The 16,869-nt window shown below is 62.2% G+C and carries 11 protein-coding genes; 8 read left to right on the top strand and 3 right to left on the bottom strand.

What is annotated here, in order from left to right; all coding sequences use genetic code 11:
- Positions 1-6 precede the first annotated feature (6 nt).
- The 4 genes from B9A31_RS21105 (at position 7) to B9A31_RS21090 (ending at position 7,539) form a co-directional block, all read left to right on the top strand.
- Complete coding sequence (locus B9A31_RS21105; RefSeq protein WP_027609798.1) at positions 7-3,186, top strand: efflux RND transporter permease subunit; 3,180 nt, start codon at positions 7-9, stop codon at positions 3,184-3,186.
- Positions 3,183-4,598, top strand: a complete 1,416-nt coding sequence (locus B9A31_RS21100) for an efflux transporter outer membrane subunit (protein WP_025752935.1) — start codon at positions 3,183-3,185, stop codon at positions 4,596-4,598. Before B9A31_RS21105 ends, B9A31_RS21100 begins: the two co-directional genes overlap by 4 nt.
- Before the next feature lie 189 nt (positions 4,599-4,787).
- Entirely contained in the window at positions 4,788-5,843 is a 1,056-nt protein-coding gene (locus tag B9A31_RS21095; protein WP_019099272.1) for a tetratricopeptide repeat protein, read from the top strand.
- 79 nt (positions 5,844-5,922) lie between these two features.
- Positions 5,923-7,539 (top strand): response regulator, encoded by a 1,617-nt coding sequence (locus B9A31_RS21090; RefSeq protein WP_019099273.1) that lies wholly within the window; start codon positions 5,923-5,925, stop codon positions 7,537-7,539.
- A 6-nt stretch (positions 7,540-7,545) separates the two neighbouring features.
- On the opposite strand, the gene B9A31_RS21085 is transcribed toward B9A31_RS21090, so the two are convergent.
- Positions 7,546-9,609 carry an ATP-binding protein gene (locus B9A31_RS21085; protein WP_019099274.1) on the bottom strand — a complete coding sequence of 688 codons (2,064 nt, stop codon included), beginning with the start codon at positions 9,607-9,609 and terminating at the stop codon, positions 7,546-7,548.
- A gap of 193 nt (positions 9,610-9,802) precedes the next feature.
- Here B9A31_RS21085 and B9A31_RS21080 point away from each other — a divergent pair, with 193 nt between their 5' ends.
- Together B9A31_RS21080 and B9A31_RS21075 are read left to right on the top strand one after the other, a co-directional pair.
- Positions 9,803-10,495, top strand: coding sequence for a type 1 glutamine amidotransferase domain-containing protein (locus tag B9A31_RS21080; RefSeq protein ID WP_019099275.1), 693 nt, complete (start codon positions 9,803-9,805; stop codon positions 10,493-10,495).
- A 126-nt stretch (positions 10,496-10,621) separates the two neighbouring features.
- Complete coding sequence (locus tag B9A31_RS21075; RefSeq protein ID WP_019099276.1) at positions 10,622-11,428, top strand: CSS-motif domain-containing protein; 807 nt, start codon at positions 10,622-10,624, stop codon at positions 11,426-11,428.
- A 22-nt stretch (positions 11,429-11,450) separates the two neighbouring features.
- Here the strand turns inward: B9A31_RS21075 and hppD are convergent, their stop codons facing one another.
- Positions 11,451-12,527: a 4-hydroxyphenylpyruvate dioxygenase gene (hppD, locus tag B9A31_RS21070; RefSeq protein ID WP_016714000.1), complete on the bottom strand. Its 1,077-nt coding sequence runs from the start codon at positions 12,525-12,527 to the stop codon at positions 11,451-11,453.
- 299 nt (positions 12,528-12,826) lie between these two features.
- On the opposite strand from hppD, the gene B9A31_RS21065 reads away from it, so the two are divergent.
- Both B9A31_RS21065 and rarD read left to right on the top strand, forming a co-directional pair.
- Positions 12,827-14,413: an EAL domain-containing protein gene (locus B9A31_RS21065; RefSeq protein WP_019099277.1), complete on the top strand. Its 1,587-nt coding sequence runs from the start codon at positions 12,827-12,829 to the stop codon at positions 14,411-14,413.
- 33 nt (positions 14,414-14,446) lie between these two features.
- Complete coding sequence (rarD, locus tag B9A31_RS21060) at positions 14,447-15,334, top strand: EamA family transporter RarD (protein ID WP_025752941.1); 888 nt, start codon at positions 14,447-14,449, stop codon at positions 15,332-15,334.
- On the opposite strand, the gene B9A31_RS21055 is transcribed toward rarD, so the two are convergent.
- Positions 15,297-16,868, bottom strand: coding sequence for a TerC family protein (locus B9A31_RS21055; RefSeq protein ID WP_019099279.1), 1,572 nt, complete (start codon positions 16,866-16,868; stop codon positions 15,297-15,299). The genes rarD and B9A31_RS21055 overlap by 38 nt on opposite strands.
- Between the last annotated feature and the right edge of the window lies 1 nt (position 16,869).

The following is a 16,869-nucleotide window of genomic DNA, read 5'->3' as shown; positions in this document are numbered from 1 at the left end:
ACACCGATGAACTTCTCGAAATTCTTCATTACCCGGCCAATCTTCGCCGCGGTGCTGTCGCTGGTGCTGCTGATCGCGGGCTCCATCTCGCTGTTCCAGCTGCCGATCAGCGAATACCCCGAAGTGGTGCCCCCCACCGTGGTGGTGCGCGCCAACTTCCCCGGTGCCAACCCCAAGGTCATCGGCGAAACCGTCGCCGCGCCGCTGGAGCAGGCCATTACCGGTGTGGAGAACATGCTGTACATGTCCTCCCAGTCCACCGCTGACGGCAAGCTGACGCTGACCATTACCTTCGCCCTGGGCACCGACCTGGACAACGCCCAGGTACAGGTGCAGAACCGCGTTACCCGCACCCAGCCCAAGCTGCCCGAGGAAGTGACCCGCATCGGTATCACCGTCGACAAGGCCTCGCCCGACCTGACCATGGTCGTGCACCTGACCTCGCCGGACAACCGCTACGACATGCTCTACCTGTCCAACTACGCCATCCTCAACATCAAGGACGAACTGGCGCGCCTGGGCGGCGTAGGCGACGTGCAACTGTTCGGCATGGGCGACTACTCGCTGCGCGTGTGGCTGGACCCGAACAAGACCGCTTCGCGCAACCTCACCGCCAGTGATGTGGTCGCTGCAATCCGCGAGCAGAACCGCCAGGTGGCAGCAGGCCAGCTGGGCGCACCGCCCGCCCCCGGCTCCACCAGTTTCCAGCTGTCGATCAACACCCAGGGCCGTCTGGTCAACGAGGAAGAGTTCGAAAACATCATCATCCGTGCCGGTGCCAATGGCGAAATCACCCGCCTGAAGGACATCGCCCGAGTCGAACTCGGCTCCAGCCAGTATGCCCTGCGTTCGCTGCTGAACAACCAGCCGGCCGTGGCCATCCCGATCTTCCAGCGCCCAGGCTCCAACGCTATCGAGATCTCCGACGAAGTGCGGGCGAAAATGGCCGAGCTGAAGAAGGACTTCCCGGAAGGGATGGACTACAGCATCGTCTATGACCCGACCATCTTCGTGCGCGGTTCCATCGAAGCGGTGGTACATACCCTGTTCGAAGCACTGGTGCTGGTGGTGCTGGTAGTGATCCTGTTCCTGCAAACCTGGCGTGCCTCGATCATCCCGCTGCTGGCTGTGCCGGTGTCGTTGATCGGTACCTTTGCAGTCATGCACCTGTTCGGCTTCTCGCTCAACGCCTTGTCGTTATTCGGCCTGGTGCTGGCCATCGGGATCGTGGTGGACGACGCCATCGTCGTGGTGGAAAACGTCGAACGTAATATCGGGCTGGGGCTGAAACCGCTGGAAGCCACGCAAAAGGCCATGAGCGAAGTGACCGGGCCGATCATCGCCACGGCGCTGGTGCTGTGCGCCGTGTTCGTGCCAGCGGCGTTCATTTCCGGCCTTACCGGGCAGTTCTACAAGCAGTTCGCCCTGACCATTGCCATTTCCACGGTGATTTCGGCCTTCAACTCGCTGACCCTGTCGCCGGCCCTGGCTGCCGTGCTGCTCAAGGACCACCACGCACCCAAGGACCGTTTCTCGCGCGTCCTGGAAAAACTGCTGGGCAGCTGGCTGTTCGCGCCGTTCAACCGCTTCTTCGACCGCGCCTCGAACCGCTACGTCGGTGGCGTACGCCGGGTCATCCGCTCCAGCGGCATCGCGCTGTTCGTGTACGCCGGCCTGATGGGCCTGACCTACCTGGGCTTCTCCTCCACCCCGACCGGCTTCGTGCCGGCGCAGGACAAGCAGTACCTGGTGGCCTTCGCCCAACTGCCTGACGCCGCCAGCCTTGACCGCACCGAGGCGGTGATCAAGCGCATGAGCGAAATTGCCCTGAAACAACCCGGTGTTGCCGACTCGGTAGCCTTCCCGGGCCTGTCGATCAACGGTTTCACCAACAGCCCGAACAGCGGCATCGTGTTCACCCCGCTCAAGCCGTTCGATGAACGCAAGGACCCGAGCCAGTCGGCGGCAGCCATCGCGGCTGCACTGAATGCACAGTTTGCCGACATTCAGGATGCCTACATCGCCATCTTCCCACCGCCGCCGGTACAGGGCCTGGGTACCATTGGTGGCTTCCGCCTGCAAATCGAAGACCGTGGCAACCTGGGTTACGAAGCACTGTACAAGGAAACCCAGAACATCATCGCCAAAAGCCACAACGTGCCAGAGCTGGCAGGGCTGTTCACCAGCTACCAGGTCAACGTGCCGCAAGTCGATGCCGCCATCGACCGGGAAAAGGCCAAGACCCATGGCGTGGCGATCACCGACATCTTCGACACCCTGCAGGTTTACCTGGGTTCGCTGTACACCAACGACTTCAACCGCTTTGGCCGCACCTACCAGGTCAACGTCCAGGCCGAGCAGCAGTTCCGCCTCGATGCCGAGCAGATCGGCCAGTTGAAGGTGCGTAACAACCTGGGCGAGATGATCCCGCTGGCGACCTTCCTCAAGGTCAGCGACACCTCCGGGCCAGACCGGGTCATGCACTACAACGGCTTCATTACCGCAGAAATCAACGGTGCCGCCGCCCCGGGCTACAGCTCTGGCCAAGCCGAAGCTGCGATCGAGAAACTGCTGAAAGAGGAACTGCCCAACGGCATGACCTTCGAGTGGACCGACCTGACCTACCAGCAGATCCTCTCGGGCAATACCGCACTGCTGGTGTTCCCGCTGTGCGTACTGCTGGCGTTCCTGGTACTGGCTGCCCAGTACGAAAGCTGGAGCCTGCCACTGGCGGTGATCCTGATCGTGCCGATGACCCTGCTGTCGGCCATTACCGGTGTGATCGTGTCGGGTGGCGACAACAACATCTTCACCCAGATCGGTTTGATCGTACTGGTGGGCCTGGCGTGCAAGAACGCGATCCTGATCGTCGAGTTCGCCAAGGATGAACAGGCCAAAGGCCTCGACCCGCTGGCTGCGGTGCTGGAAGCCTGCCGCCTGCGTCTGCGGCCGATCCTGATGACCTCGATCGCCTTCATCATGGGTGTGGTGCCACTGGTGTTCAGCTCCGGTGCAGGTTCCGAAATGCGCCATGCCATGGGTGTGGCAGTGTTCTCGGGGATGATCGGCGTGACCGTGTTCGGCCTGTTCCTGACCCCGGTGTTCTTCTTCCTGATTCGCCGTTTCGTCGAGCGTCGCCAGGCCCGCAAGGCCGAACACGTTCAAGTGCTGGAGAACCATGCATGAACCTGCTCAAACCCCTGACCCCAAGCCTGCTGGCACTGGCCCTTGCGGCCTGTGCGGTAGGCCCGGACTACCAGGCCCCGGCCACCGAACCTGCGCAACTGAACAGCGACGCGCAGGCCAAGGCCTACGACCGTAGCCGCTTCGAAAGCCTGTGGTGGAAGCAGTTCGATGACCCGGTGCTGAACCAGTTGGTGCAGGCCTCGCTTGACGGCAACCGTGATTTGCGCGTGGCCTTCGCCCGTTTGAAATCGGCGCGGTCGATCCGTGAAGACGCCGAGAACGACCAGTTCCCGGTGGTCACCAGCCGCGCCAGCAGCGACATTGGCAAGGGCCAGATCCCCGGCCAGACCACGCAGCGGGTGAACAGCGAGCGCTATGACCTGGGCCTGGACATGGCCTGGGAGCTTGACCTGTTCGGCCGCATCCAGCGCCAGATCGAGGCCAGCGAAGCCCAGGAAGCGGCGGCCGCCGCCGACCTGCAGCAGTTGCAGGTGAGCCTGATCGCCGAGCTGGTCGATGCCTACGGGCAGCTACGCGGTGCCCAGTTGCGCGAGAAGATCGCCCTGGCCAACCTCAAGACCCAGCAAGAATCGCGGACCATTACCGAAACCCTGCGCGATGCCGGTGTGGGCAACGACCTGGACGTGGTGCGTGCCGATGCACGCCTGGCCGGGGTCGAGGCCACTGTGCCGCAACTGCAGGCTGAACAGGCTCGGGCGCGTCATCGCATTGCCACCCTGCTCGGCCAGCGCCCAGAGGCACTCAGCGTAGACCTGTCGCCCAAGGCCCTGCCGGCCATCGCCAAGGCGTTGCCGGTAGGCGATCCGGGCGAACTGCTGCGCCGCCGCCCGGATATCCGCAGCGCCGAACGCCAACTGGCGGCCGCCACCGCCAACGTAGGCGTAGCCACGGCAGACCTGTTCCCCCGCGTCAGCCTCAGCGGCTTCCTGGGCTTTACCGCCGCGCGTGGCTCGCAGATAGGCTCCTCGGCCGCCAATGCCTGGGCACTGGGCCCAAGCATTACCTGGGCGGCCTTCGACCTGGGCAGCGTGCGGGCCCGCCTGCGCGGCGCCAAGGCCGATGCCGAAGGGGCGCTGGCCAATTACGAGCAGCAGGTATTGCTGGCTCTGGAAGAGTCGGCCAATGCCTTCAGCGATTACGACAAGACCCAGCAGCGGCTGCTGTCGTTGATGCGCCAGAGCGACGCCAGCCGCAAGGCGGCAGAGCTGGCCTCGATTCGCTATCGCGAGGGTACGGTCGACTACCTGGTGCTGCTGGATGCCGAGCGTGAGCGGTTGAGCGCAGAAGATGCGCAGGCTCAGGGCGAAGTCGAGCTGTACCGCGGCATTGTCTCGATCTACAAGGCCCTGGGCGGCGGCTGGCAACCGGAGACTGTGGCCAGCGCACACTGATACACCCCCGTCTCAACGACTCCTTTGGTTGGTTCCTCCCCCAACCGTTTGCCCCGCTGGCCCTGGTCTGCGGGGCTTTTTTATCGTGGATAAGCATTGGCGACGTTTTGCCGCCAAACTACAAGGGCTCGGTTGCATTTACCCCCCACCTGGCCCAAGCTCTGCCCTTCCCCCGCCACGGATCGTCCGATGCCCAGACGCAACCGCTACCTGATCGCCTTGCTGTTGTTGATCCTGGTATCGGCCCTGTTCGGCTACCTGTGGCGCGACACCCCGCCAGCCGCACCGACCCTGCCGGCACACAGCTACGCCAAGGCCCTGCGCCAGGCCCACGAAGGCCAGCCCGGTGCGGCACGGGTGCTGTATCAGCAATTGCAACGTAACGACTTGCCCGCCATCCGGCGTGCGGCCCTGTACGCCGAGTTGCCCAACTACCCCTCGCCACTGGCATTGAAGCTCGCCCGCCAGGACCTGGAGCATGCCGACCCACTGGTGCGCCGAGCGGCCATTGCCGGTATCCGCCGCCTGTTACCGGCGGCGCAGCGTAGCCTGGTGCTCGGCCCGCTGCTGGACGACGACGAGCAAAGCGTGCGTTTTGCCGCCGTGGATGCCCTGCTGGGCCTCGACCCCGACGCCATCGGCCTGTATTTCGGCCCGCTGCAAGCAGCCCTCGAGCAATACCAGCAAGCGCTGGAGCAACAGCCCGAGGATGCCGATGCCCAAGTGCACCTGGCACGCCTTTATCTGCATGAAAACGACTACACCCAGGCCGCCACAGCCCTGCAACGAGCGCTGGCGGTCGCCCCCGGCAACCTTGACGCCCTGGCTACTCAGGTACGCCTGCTCGAGCGCCAGGGGCATCACGATGCCTCGCGCCAGGTGCTGGGCCAAGCCTTGGCGCTAAGCCCCGACTCGTCCTTTCTGCAGTACGAGCTAGGGCTTTGGCTGAACCGCCACGAACAGCGCGAATATGCCTTGCTGGCCCTGTCCCGCGCCGTCGAGCTGGAGCCGGACAACGCCGACTACCGCTATACCCTGGCAGTTACGCTGCACGAGCTGGGCCAACTCGACGCCGCACAGAAGCAACTGGAAACCGTGCTCAATCGCCAGCCTGCCAACCGCCGGGCGCGGGTGCTGCTGATTCAGTACTGGAAAGAGTCCGGCCAGCTGCAGAACGTCCAGGTGCTGCTGGCCGAGCTGGAGCGGCAAAACCCTGACGACCCCGTGCTGCAACAGGGTTTGTAGGTAACGACTGACTTTTGTTGAACCCTGAGTCTGTGCCCAGGGTCCAGTGGATATCAGGTCACCCTACAGGAGAGTCGTGTTGGCCAATTCATTGGCGCTGGACGAACGTGCCTTGATCCTGGCACCCCCGACGCTGGCGGCGGATACCTCGCGTCTACTCGCCTCCGCCGGCATCGATAGCCTGTGCGCGGTCGACCTGGCCAACCTGCAGGCGCGCCTGGCCGAAGGTGCAGGGTTGGCGATCATCGCCGAACAAGCGTTCAGCCAAGGCCCAAGCGCATCGCTGCAGGCGTTCATCGATCAGCAACCGAGCTGGTCGGATTTGCCTATCGTACTGGTCACCGAGGGCGCCTGGTCGGCCAGTGGCGTTAGCAACCATCCAGTGGGCAACCTGGTATTGCTGGTCGCCCCCTTTGAAAATGCCCAGCTGTTGCACATGACCCAGTCCGCCCTGCGCAATCGGCGCAGGCAGTACCTCACACGCGACCAGTTGCACGGCCTGCAGCAACGCCTGGAAACCCGACGTTCGCCGCCAGACAACGAACCCGAACACGACGAGTTCGCCCGCTACCAGGCACGCAAGATGGAAGCCATTGGCCAACTGGCCGGCGGCGTTGCCCACGACTTCAACAACCTGCTCACCAGCATCGGCGGCAGCTTTGAACTGATCGACCGACGCCTGCGACAGGGCCGTAGCGACGGTCTGGACGGGCTGCTGCGCATGGGCCGCGAGGCCGTATCACGGGCCGCCCGCCTGACCCACCGCCTGCTGGCTTTCTCGTCGCGGCAATCGCTGCACAGCCAACGCATAGACCTGCATACCCTGCTACAGACCAAACGCCTGAAAGCCTGCCTTAACCCGGCGGTATCCCTTCAGGTACACATGGCCAAAGGCCTCTGGGCCGTGGAGGCTGATGACGAGCAGCTGCACGAAGCCCTGGACAACCTGACGGCCAATGCCTGCGAGGCCATGCCCAGCGGCGGCCTTTTGCGCATCGAAGCAAGCAACCTGCACGTGACCTCTGGCCAGTTCGCCAGCGGCGCCCTGGCCAATGGCGATTACGTGCGGCTGCGTATCATCGATGACGGCCAAGGCATGGCGCAAAGCACACTGGAACATGCATTCGAGCCATTTTTCAGCACCAAGGCGATAGGCCAAGGCATCGGTCTTGGCCTATCGATGGTGTACGGTTTCTGCAAACAGTCTCATGGGCATGTGACCCTGCACAGCCAGACCGGCCAGGGTACCCGGGTAGACCTTTACCTGCCGCGTCATACCGGCCCGGCGAGGCAATCGGGCCAGCCGGTGCAACCTGCGTACCCTGACGGCGGCCGACATGTACTGGTCGTCGAGGACGACCCGCATGTGCGCCAGTTGCTGTGCCAAGCGCTGCGCGATGACGGCTTCACCTGCCACAGCGCCGCCAACGGCAACGAGGGGCTGAAGATGCTGCGCTCGGCGCAAACGGTAAATTTACTGATCAGCGATGTCGGCTTACCCGGTATGAACGGCCGGCAACTGGCCGAGATAGCCCGCACACTGCGCCCCCAGCTGCCGGTGCTGTTCATCACTGGGTACGCGGAAACGGCCATGGCCCGAGCCGGCTTTCTGGGGGCAGGCATGCACTTGATCTGCAAGCCGTTCGAGCTGAAGCAGCTGCAAGCACAAGTGACGCAGATTCTTGGCAAGCCGTGATGCCCACTATGCATCAAGCATGCGCAGTGCGTTGTCAGCAAGCTCTGCCAGCAGGAACGGCTTGTTCATCAATGCGGTGCCTGGTTGATCAAGCAATTGCGCTTCGATGGGCTGGTCCGCATAACCGGTGATGAACAGGATTTTCTGTTGCGCAATCTGCATGCGCATGGCCCTGGCCACTTGCCGGCCACTGAAGCCACCTGGCAAGCCGATGTCGGTGATCACCAGGTCGAAGGGGCCATCATGGCGGAAGCGCGCCAGGGCAGTATTCGCATCGCCTGCTACCGTCACGTTGAAACCACGCTCGGCCAGGTATTCATGCATGACCACGCGCAAATTCACTTCGTCATCCACCAGCAGCAGACGTTCGCCCCGGGCCATACGCTGCGACGGCGGCACAGGCTTGGGCTCTTCCGGGACCGGGTCATGACACCTTGGAAAAAGCATGGAAACTTTGGTGCCCTGCTCCGGGGCAGACTCGATCCAGACATACCCTCCCGATCGGCTGACGAAACCATACACGGTCGATAACCCTAATCCGGCTCCCCGACCGATGGGTTTGGTGGTGAAGAACGGTTCAAAGGCCCTGGCGATGTCCGCTACCGACATTCCAAGGCCGTCATCCTCGACATCCAACGCTACATAATCGCCAGGTGGCAGGCCACATGCATCCGTGAATGGGGCGGTCAACCGCTTGTTGACAGTACGCAGCGTAACATTGCCCTGCGTCAGGCATGCTTCCCGGGCGTTGGTACAAAGGTTGATCAAGGCACCTTCAAGCTCACTAACGTCCAGGTCTACCGCCCATGCCACTACATCCAGCTGCCAGTGCAAGCCGACCTCCGCGCCCAACGTCTTAAGCAGTAATGGCTCACAAAGGCGCAGTTGCCGATTCAAGTCCAGCGGCCGCTTGGCCAAGGGTTGTTGGCTAGACAACGCCAGCAAGCGGCGGGTCAGTTCCATGGCGCGCTGCACCGACTCGCGGGCTACTTCCACGTAGGCCTCCACCCGCTCCAGGCGCCCCTCCTGCAGGCGCCGTTGCAACAACTCAAGACTGCCGCCAACACCGGACAGCAGGTTATTCATTTCGTGGCCCACGCCCCCCGCCAATTGGCCGACCACCTGCATACGCTCGCTGTTGCGAATCAGCGCCTTGGACTGCCGTACAGCCTCTTCACGGTCTGCGGTGATGTCCCGGCCAACCGCCGTCAGCAGCCTGCCATCAAACCGCGCGCTCCAGCGAAACCAGTGGTAATGACCATCACGGTGCCGCAGGCGGGTCTCGATCTGTTCCGGGTTGATGCCTTGCAGCAGCCCCGACACTGCCAGCTGCACGTCGGTGCGATCTGCCGGGTGTACCAGTTCCAGCACCGGCATATCCTGCACCTGCTCTTGGGTCCAGCCCAGAATACGGTACCAGGCCGGGTTCACGGCACGCAGTTTCAGTTCCGCAGTCACCGTCATCATCGCGTCGCGCGACAGTTGCCAGAACTGTTCGCGCTCAGCAACATAGCGTTCGGCCTGCTGCTCGAACCCCAGCGCCTGCGCGCGCCAATGGCGGTGCGCCTCGACACTGGCCGTGGTTTCAATCACCGTATGCAGAAAACCCGCCACATTGCCCAGCTCATCATGCAACGGTGCAAAACCGAACGCGCACCATATCGGCTCCTCGTCCGCGACGCCGGGAATACTCAGGGGGGGATCCTCGACAAAACTCGAGCGCCCCTCCAGCGCCTGGAACACCTGGGGTCCCACTGCCGGCCAGACATCGTGCCACAGCCTGTCGAACGCTGTACCCAAGGCGTCCGGCACGGCCCGCAGCGCCCTGTAGCCTTCGTTGTGCAGCACACAAAGGTCAGCCCCCCAGACCACGGCACAAGGGAACGGTGACAAATGCATCATGTCGACGGCAATACGCAACGAAGCCGGCCAGCGCGGCAATGGCCCGAGCGAAGTACGCCCCCAGTCGAAACGTGCAATCCGCTGCGCCATCAAATCGACCGGTTGGGAAACAGGCGGCTGCGGCATGGCCGGCTGCGAAGGCCCGCGTGGCGTACTGTTTGCGACCAATATCGTGACTCCAGCAATGCTCCGGGTTGGCCACGGTGCTGCCTGAACAGACAGGCTCACCCATGGAATCTGTTCACGTTAGCACAGCACGCACCACTTACCATGGCGCACTTGCAGGGGGCAGCTATGCTGATTAGGTTTTCCCTTGGGCCAGGGAGCATCGGCTATCCAGGCTGCAGAAAGGAGCACGGTCATGAGCAAGAAAATGCTGGTGGTGCTGACCAACACAGCCAAATACCCAACCCTCAAGCGGGCGACCGGGTTGTGGCTGGGTGAGGCCGTGCACTTTGTCGAGAAGGTCGATGCGGCCGGCTATACGGTGGACTATGTCAGCCCACAGGGCGGTTACGTGCCCATCGACCCGCACAGCCTGCAGATGGCGCCAGACTTGGACTGGCAATGGTATGACGACAAACGCTTCATGACACGCTTGGGCACCACCTTGAGCCCCGGGCAGGTGAAGGCCGACGATTACAGCGTCATCTATTACACCGGTGGGCATGGAGTGATGTACGACTTTCCCGACAATCAGCCGCTGCAAGAGTTGGCGCGCAAACTCTACGAAAATGGAGGCATCATCGCGGCGGTCTGCCATGGTGTAGTTGGCCTGCTCAATATCAAACTGAGCGACAATAGCCTATTGCTGAAACACCGTCAGGTCACCGGCTTTTCCAACACCGAAGAAAAGCTGGCCGAACTGGATAAGGTGGTTCCCTTTCTGACCGAAAACGAGATGGTTGGCCGCGGCGGCGTTTACAGCAAGCATGATGATCCGTGGATGCCACACGTGGTCGAAGATGGTCGATTGATCACTGGGCAGAACCCGGCCTCGACCGCCTTGCTCGCCGAACACGTGCTGGCGCAACTCAAGCCGGCCAAAGCCTGACATCAACCTTGTAGTTTTCCTCTGCCGCACACTGCAAAAGGACTACAGCCGATCGGTCATTGAGTGCATAGGCTCAGGGTTCAGTTGTTCACCACGAACAGCCTCGGCCCGGAGAGCGATTGCCCTATGTTGAAAATCCTGAACGCAGGATACCGCCTGCGAGAGCTGCTACTGCTCTCCACGGTGGGCCTCGTGCCTGTGATCTCCGGTTTGCTGGTAATGGTTGTTCAACTGGAAATGAAACTTGCGGAAAATGCCGCCATCTCCGTTCAGGAGGCAGTGTTCAGCATTGACCAGGCGCTGAACCGGATGCATGAAGCTGCCCAGCGTGCCTTGCCGCTCGCAGGCAAGCCTTGCGACAGGGTCAGGAGCGCATTACAGGAGCAAGTTGTGAGCCGCTCCATGATCAGATCGCTGACCTTGGTAGAAGGTAATGAAGCCTCCTGCAGCAGTACTTCAGATTCTCTGGAATACCTATCGTCCTTTGCCGGATCCGGCCAGCAGGTCGAGTTGTCCTATGGGCAACCCGACAAGCGCCGCAAGCTGCTGGTCAACTATTACTTGCAGGGGAATCATGGCGGGGTGATCGTGACCGCCTATGCCATTTCGCTACGCAACGAACTGGACGCTTTTCAGGATGGGCTGACACTGCTGCTGGAGTTCGACGACCGCTACATCTGGAGCAAAGGCGATAGTCGAGACCCACAGCGCCCTTCGCAGTCCGAGTTTTTTGCGAGCGCGCTGTCGAGCAAGTATGGGTATAGGGTCAAAGGCGGTTACGCCGAAGGCTTCACCGCCCAGGAAATACAGCAGTCAATGGTGCAGATCTTTCCCTCACTGATGCTGGTAGGGATCGTGACCGGCTCGATCGTGTATCTGGGCCTGTACAGGGCGAGCGCCCACAGGCGTGAGGCGACCACCAAGCATGCATGATGGCGGCGCCCCTCAGGTCGGATCAGTCAGTGCTCAGCACACCACGGCGCACCTGGTCCCGCTCGATGGATTCGAACAGCGCCTTGAAGTTGCCTTCACCAAAGCCATCATCACCCTTGCGCTGGATGAACTCGAAGAACACCGGACCAAGCAGGGTTTCCGAGAAGATCTGCAGCAGCAGGCGCTTGTCTTCAGGTTGCGAGGCGCCATCGAGCAGGATGCCTCGCGCTTGCAGCTGATCCACCGGCTCGCCGTGGCCAGGCAGGCGCTCTTCGAGCATTTCGTAATAGGTCTGCGGTGGCGCCGTCATGAAGCGCATGCCAAAGCCCTTCAGCGCGTCCCAGGTCTTGAGCAAGTCGTCGGTGAGGAAGGCTACGTGCTGGATGCCTTCACCGTTGAACTGCATCAGGAACTCTTCGATCTGCCCGGCACCCTTGGACGACTCTTCGTTGAGCGGGATGCGGATCATGCCATCGGGCGCAGTCATGGCCTTGGAGGTCAGGCCGGTGTACTCACCCTTGATATCGAAATAGCGGATCTCACGGAAGTTGAACAGTTTCTCGTAGAAGCCGGCCCAGTAAGCCATGCGCCCGCGGTAAACGTTATGGGTGAGGTGGTCGATGATTTTCAGGCCGGCACCTACCGGGTTGCGATCCACGCCTTCGATAAAGTTGAAGTCGATGTCGTAGATCGAACTGCCTTCGTCGAAGCGGTCGATCAGGTACAACGGCGCACCGCCAATGCCTTTGATTGCCGGCAGGCGCAACTCCATCGGGCCGGTTTCGATTTCTACCGGCTGGGCACCCAGCTCCAGGGCGCGGGCATAGGCTTCATGGGCATTGCGCACGCGGAACGCCATGCCGCACACCGAAGGGCCGTGTTCCGCCGCGAAGTACGAGGCGATGCTCTTGGGTTCGTTGTTCAGGATCAGGTTGATGCCACCCTGGCGATACAGGTGCACATCCTTGGAGCGGTGGGTAGCCACCTTGGTGAAACCGAGTATCTGGAAGACCGGCTCGAGTACGCCAGGCGTAGGCGAAGCCAGCTCAATGAACTCGAAGCCCATCAGGCCCATTGGATTGTCGAAGATATCAGCCATGTTCGTGTCCTCATCTGCAGCGAAAAATTATTGATTGCGTGGGATGTGGAACAGAAACGGCGGTGAGCACGGGATGCCCCGCACGCTGCGGGCGAGGAAGTCACCTATGATCAGCTTGAACCCATGGTATGTCATATGGACCCATTCTCGGCGGGCTTGATCCTTCGGAGCTGAAGGACCTTATTGTTGTATTCGTAAACGGATTCTACATTGCGTAAAATGGTTTGTCGCGTTTTAGTTGGTCCTGAGCGCCGACAAACGGCTATTCTCTCGTTATCTCTCATCGTAGCCAGGTCAGCATGCCCCTTACCGTAAAACGCCGCGCCGCATTCAGCTGGCGTACCCTGTTGCCCTGGGGCGTCGGTGTGCTGCCAGTGGTGTGCGGCCTGGCCATCATGAACTGGCAGGTCGAGCGCGAGATGCAGGCCAGCAGCCAGGCCACCACCCGCCAGACGGTGGAGCACGTCGAGCGCATCCTCGACAACTTATCCAGTGCTGCCAATGCATTGCTGCCCCTGGCTGGCAGCCCCTGCGATCAGACCCAGCTTACGCTGCGTGCCCAGGTGACCCGCAACGCCTTCGTGCGCTCGACCAACCTGTTCAGGCACAACAACCTGTATTGCACCTCGCTGTTCGGCGAGTTCGACGAACCGGTCAACGCCACCGACTATACCGACGGCAAACTGTGGCTGATGGACGGCAACTCGGTCACCCCGGGGCACGCGCTGCTGGTGTACCGTGCCAGCGAGGGCGACAAAGGGGCAATCACCACGGTGGATGGCGACCACCTGCTAACGGCACTGCGCCTGATCGGCCCTGACGAAGACTTGCAAATCCGCGTGGGCGATGCCTGGATGGGCAAGGACGGTGTCGTGCACAAAGGCGTACCACCTGCCGCCGCCAGCGCCAACGTACTGCTGGGTTCGACCCGTTACCCGTTCAGCGTGCAGGGCGGCTACAGCACCGGCAAACAGGGCCAGCTGTTACGCAGCCACTACCCTGCCCTTATCAGCTTGCTGCTGGTGCTGGGTGCCGTGGCGGCGCTGGTATGCCGCTGGCAGATTCGCCGGGCCACCTCACCCCGCGCCGAGCTGGACCGCGCGCTGCAGGCCGACGAATTTCTGCCGTATTTCCAGCCTGTGGTGCGCAAAGGCGACTACCGCTGGGCCGGCGCCGAAGTGCTGATGCGCTGGAACCACCCGCGCGAGGGCCTGGTAAGGCCCGACCTGTTCATCCCTTATGCCGAGCACAGCGGGCAGATCGTCGCCATGACCCGGGCGCTGATGATGCATACCGCGCAAAGCCTGGCACCCTATGCCGGGCTGCTGGAGGACGGGTTCCATATCGGTGTCAACATCACCGCCGATCATTGCCGCGACCTCAGCCTGCTGGACGACTGCCGCACCTTCCTGCAGCACTTTCCGCCGGGCCGGGTGGTGCTGACCCTGGAACTGACCGAGCGCAAACTCATCGAGCCTACCCCGGTGACCCTGGAACTGTTCGAAAAGCTCCACGCCATGGGCGTGATGATTGCGCTCGACGACTTCGGCACCGGCCAGTCGAGCCTCAACTACCTGCGCCAGTTCCAGGTCGACTACCTGAAGATCGACCAGAGCTTTGTCGCCATGATCGGCGGCGATGCGCTGTCCGTGCACATTCTGGAAAGCATCATCGACCTGTCGGCCAAGCTGGGCCTGGGTATCGTGGCCGAAGGTGTGGAAACGAACACCCAGCGCGACTACCTGGCCTGCCATGGGGTGGACTTCCAGCAGGGCTACCTGTTTGCCAGGCCCATGCCGGCCGCCCAGTTCCTGGAGGCACTGGCCACACGCCCGGGCGCTGCGCAGTTGCCGCAACGCGCGGCCCCTGAGATCATGCGCGGCTGATCCACCCGCTCAACTCCCCTATTCGAGGCACTCGTGTCAAAAGGCATCGTTTCATCGGTCATGGCGTCCTGTCTGTTCGCTGTGATGTACTTCTATACCTCGCTGCTCACGCCACTGGATGGCGAAGAGATCTTTGGCTGGCGCACCCTGCTGACGCTGCCCTGCCTCACCTTGTTCATGCTGGTCTCGAAAGACTGGAAACGGGTGGGCGAGCTGCTGGCCCGGGTAAAGCGCACGCCTGTGCTGTTGCTGGGCATGGTCGGCACGTCGTGGCTGATGGGCGTACAGTTGTGGCTGTTCCTCTGGGCACCCTTGCATGGGCGCAGCCTGGAAGTGTCGATGGGCTATTTCCTGCTGCCACTGGCCATGGTTCTTACCGGGCGGCTGGTGTACGGCGAGCGCCTGTCACGCCTGCAAAAGGTGGCCGTGGCTTGTGCCGCACTGGGCGTGGGCCACGAGCTGTACCAAAACGGCAGTTTTGCCTGGGAAACCCTGTTGGTGACGATCGGCTACCCGATCTATTTCGTGCTGCGCCGACGCTGCCGCACCGACCACCTGGGCGGCCTGTGGTGCGACATGTGCCTGCTGCTACCGTGGGCGTTGTACTTCGTTATCCAGGGCCCGCTTTCCAGCGCTGACCTGCAAACCCACCCTGGGCTGTATGCGTTGATCCCGATCCTTGGGGCGATCAGCGCCTCGGCCCTGATCGCCTACGTGCTGGCCAGCCGCATGCTGCCATTCAGCCTGTTCGGCCTGCTCAGCTACGTCGAGCCCGTACTGCTGGTGGGCGTGGCATTGCTGCTGGGCGAAACCATCGGCCCGGATCAGTGGCTGACCTACCTGCCGATCTGGGCCGCAGTGCTGGTGCTGGTGCTCGAGGGTTTCAAGCACCTGCTGCGTCAACGTCGCCGTTCGGTGTAAGCCGAACCTGGCGCACCCGCCGCTCTTCCACCGCCTCCACGGTCAGCGTCCAGCCATTCCAGGCCAGGCGGTCACCCACCATCGGCAGGCGGTCGAGCAGGCTCATCACCAAGCCCGCGAGGGTCTGGTAATCCTCGGTAGCACGGGCACTGAAGCCGGTACGCGCCTGGACCTGGCTCAGGTTCAGTGCACCACTGACCACGAAGCCCTCGCCCTCCTGGACGATGCCGGGGCCTTCAACCTCGCTGGCATCCGGCAGTTCACCGGCAATCGACTCAAGGATGTCGGTCATGGTCAGCAGGCCGGTGAAGTCACCGAACTCGTTGACCACGAAGGCGATGTGAGTCGACTGGCCTCGCATCTGCTCCAGGGCGTTGAGAATGCTGAAGCTCTCCAGCAGGTTCAGCGGCACACGCGCCATGCCTTCCAGGTCCGGCTGGCTGCCCGACAGCAGCTCCTTGAGCAGTTCCTTCTTGTGCACGAAGCCCAGAGGATCGTCGACACGGCCATTGCGGATCAGCGGCAGGCGCGAGTACGGCGAGTTGGCCAGGGCCTGGGTAATGGCGTCGGCCGGTTGCGCCAGGTCGATCATGTCGACCTCGGTGCGGGCGGTCATCACCGTACGGATAGGCCGCTCGGCCAGGTTCAGCACGCCACTGATCATCACCCGCTCACGCCGGTCGAACAGCACCTGCTCCTCACCACCCTCGACCAGGTCGGCGATTTCCTCACCCACTTCGTCCGCCTCGACACGGCGGCCACCCAGCAGGCGCAGCACGGCATGGGCAGTGCGTTCACGCAACGGCCGGTGCTGCTGCAAGCTGCGCTTGCGGCGGGCACGGGCCAGCTGGTTGAACAGCTCGATAAGGATCGAGAAGCCGATGGCCGCGTACAGGTAGCCTTTCGGGATATGGAAGCCCAAGCCTTCGGCGGTCAGGCTGAAACCGATCATCATCAGGAAGCCCAGGCACAGCATGATTACCGTGGGGTGGGCGTTGACGAAGCGGGTCAGCGGTTTGCTGGCAACGATCATGATACCGATCGAGAAGATCACCGCGATCATCATTACCGACAGATGTTCGACCATGCCCACCGCGGTAATGACCGCGTCCAGCGAGAACACCGCGTCAAGCACCACGATCTGCGCAACGATCGGCCAGAACGCCGCATGACGTACCGCCCCACTGGCCTGGGTTACATGGCCCTCAAGGCGTTCATGCAGTTCCATGGTGGCCTTGAACAGCAGGAACACACCACCAAACAGCATGATCAGGTCACGGCCGGAGAAGCTCTTTTCGAACACTTCGAACAGTGGCGCGGTGAGGGTGACCATCCACGAGATACTCGCCAACAAGCCCAGTCGCATGATCAAGGCCAGGCTCAGGCCAATCACCCGCGCACGGTCACGCTGATGCGGCGGCAGCTTGTCTGCCAGGATGGCGATGAACACCAGGTTGTCGATACCCAGCACCAGCTCAAGGACGATAAGCGTCAACAGGCCTAGCCAGGCCGTGGGATCGGCTAGCCATTCCATT

This window comes from Pseudomonas sp. URIL14HWK12:I5, from assembly GCF_900176445.1.
GTDB lineage: Bacteria > Pseudomonadota > Gammaproteobacteria > Pseudomonadales > Pseudomonadaceae > Aquipseudomonas > Aquipseudomonas monteilii.
Note: the sequence above shows the minus strand (reverse complement) of the source record. Positions and strands in the feature narration are given on the sequence as shown.

Excerpts from the sequence above, each read along its gene's own strand:
- B9A31_RS21080 (WP_019099275.1), top strand. The coding sequence starts at position 9,803 with ATGAGCAAGAAAATGCTGGTGGTGCTGACCAACACAGCCAAATACCCA.
- B9A31_RS21105 (WP_027609798.1), top strand. The coding sequence starts at position 7 with ATGAACTTCTCGAAATTCTTCATTACCCGGCCAATCTTCGCCGCGGTG.
- B9A31_RS21100 (WP_025752935.1), top strand. The coding sequence starts at position 3,183 with ATGAACCTGCTCAAACCCCTGACCCCAAGCCTGCTGGCACTGGCCCTT.
- B9A31_RS21075 (WP_019099276.1), top strand. The coding sequence starts at position 10,622 with ATGTTGAAAATCCTGAACGCAGGATACCGCCTGCGAGAGCTGCTACTG.
- B9A31_RS21065 (WP_019099277.1), top strand. The coding sequence starts at position 12,827 with ATGCCCCTTACCGTAAAACGCCGCGCCGCATTCAGCTGGCGTACCCTG.
- hppD (WP_016714000.1), bottom strand. The coding sequence starts at position 12,527 with ATGGCTGATATCTTCGACAATCCAATGGGCCTGATGGGCTTCGAGTTC.
- B9A31_RS21095 (WP_019099272.1), top strand. The coding sequence starts at position 4,788 with ATGCCCAGACGCAACCGCTACCTGATCGCCTTGCTGTTGTTGATCCTG.
- B9A31_RS21055 (WP_019099279.1), bottom strand. The coding sequence starts at position 16,868 with ATGGAATGGCTAGCCGATCCCACGGCCTGGCTAGGCCTGTTGACGCTT.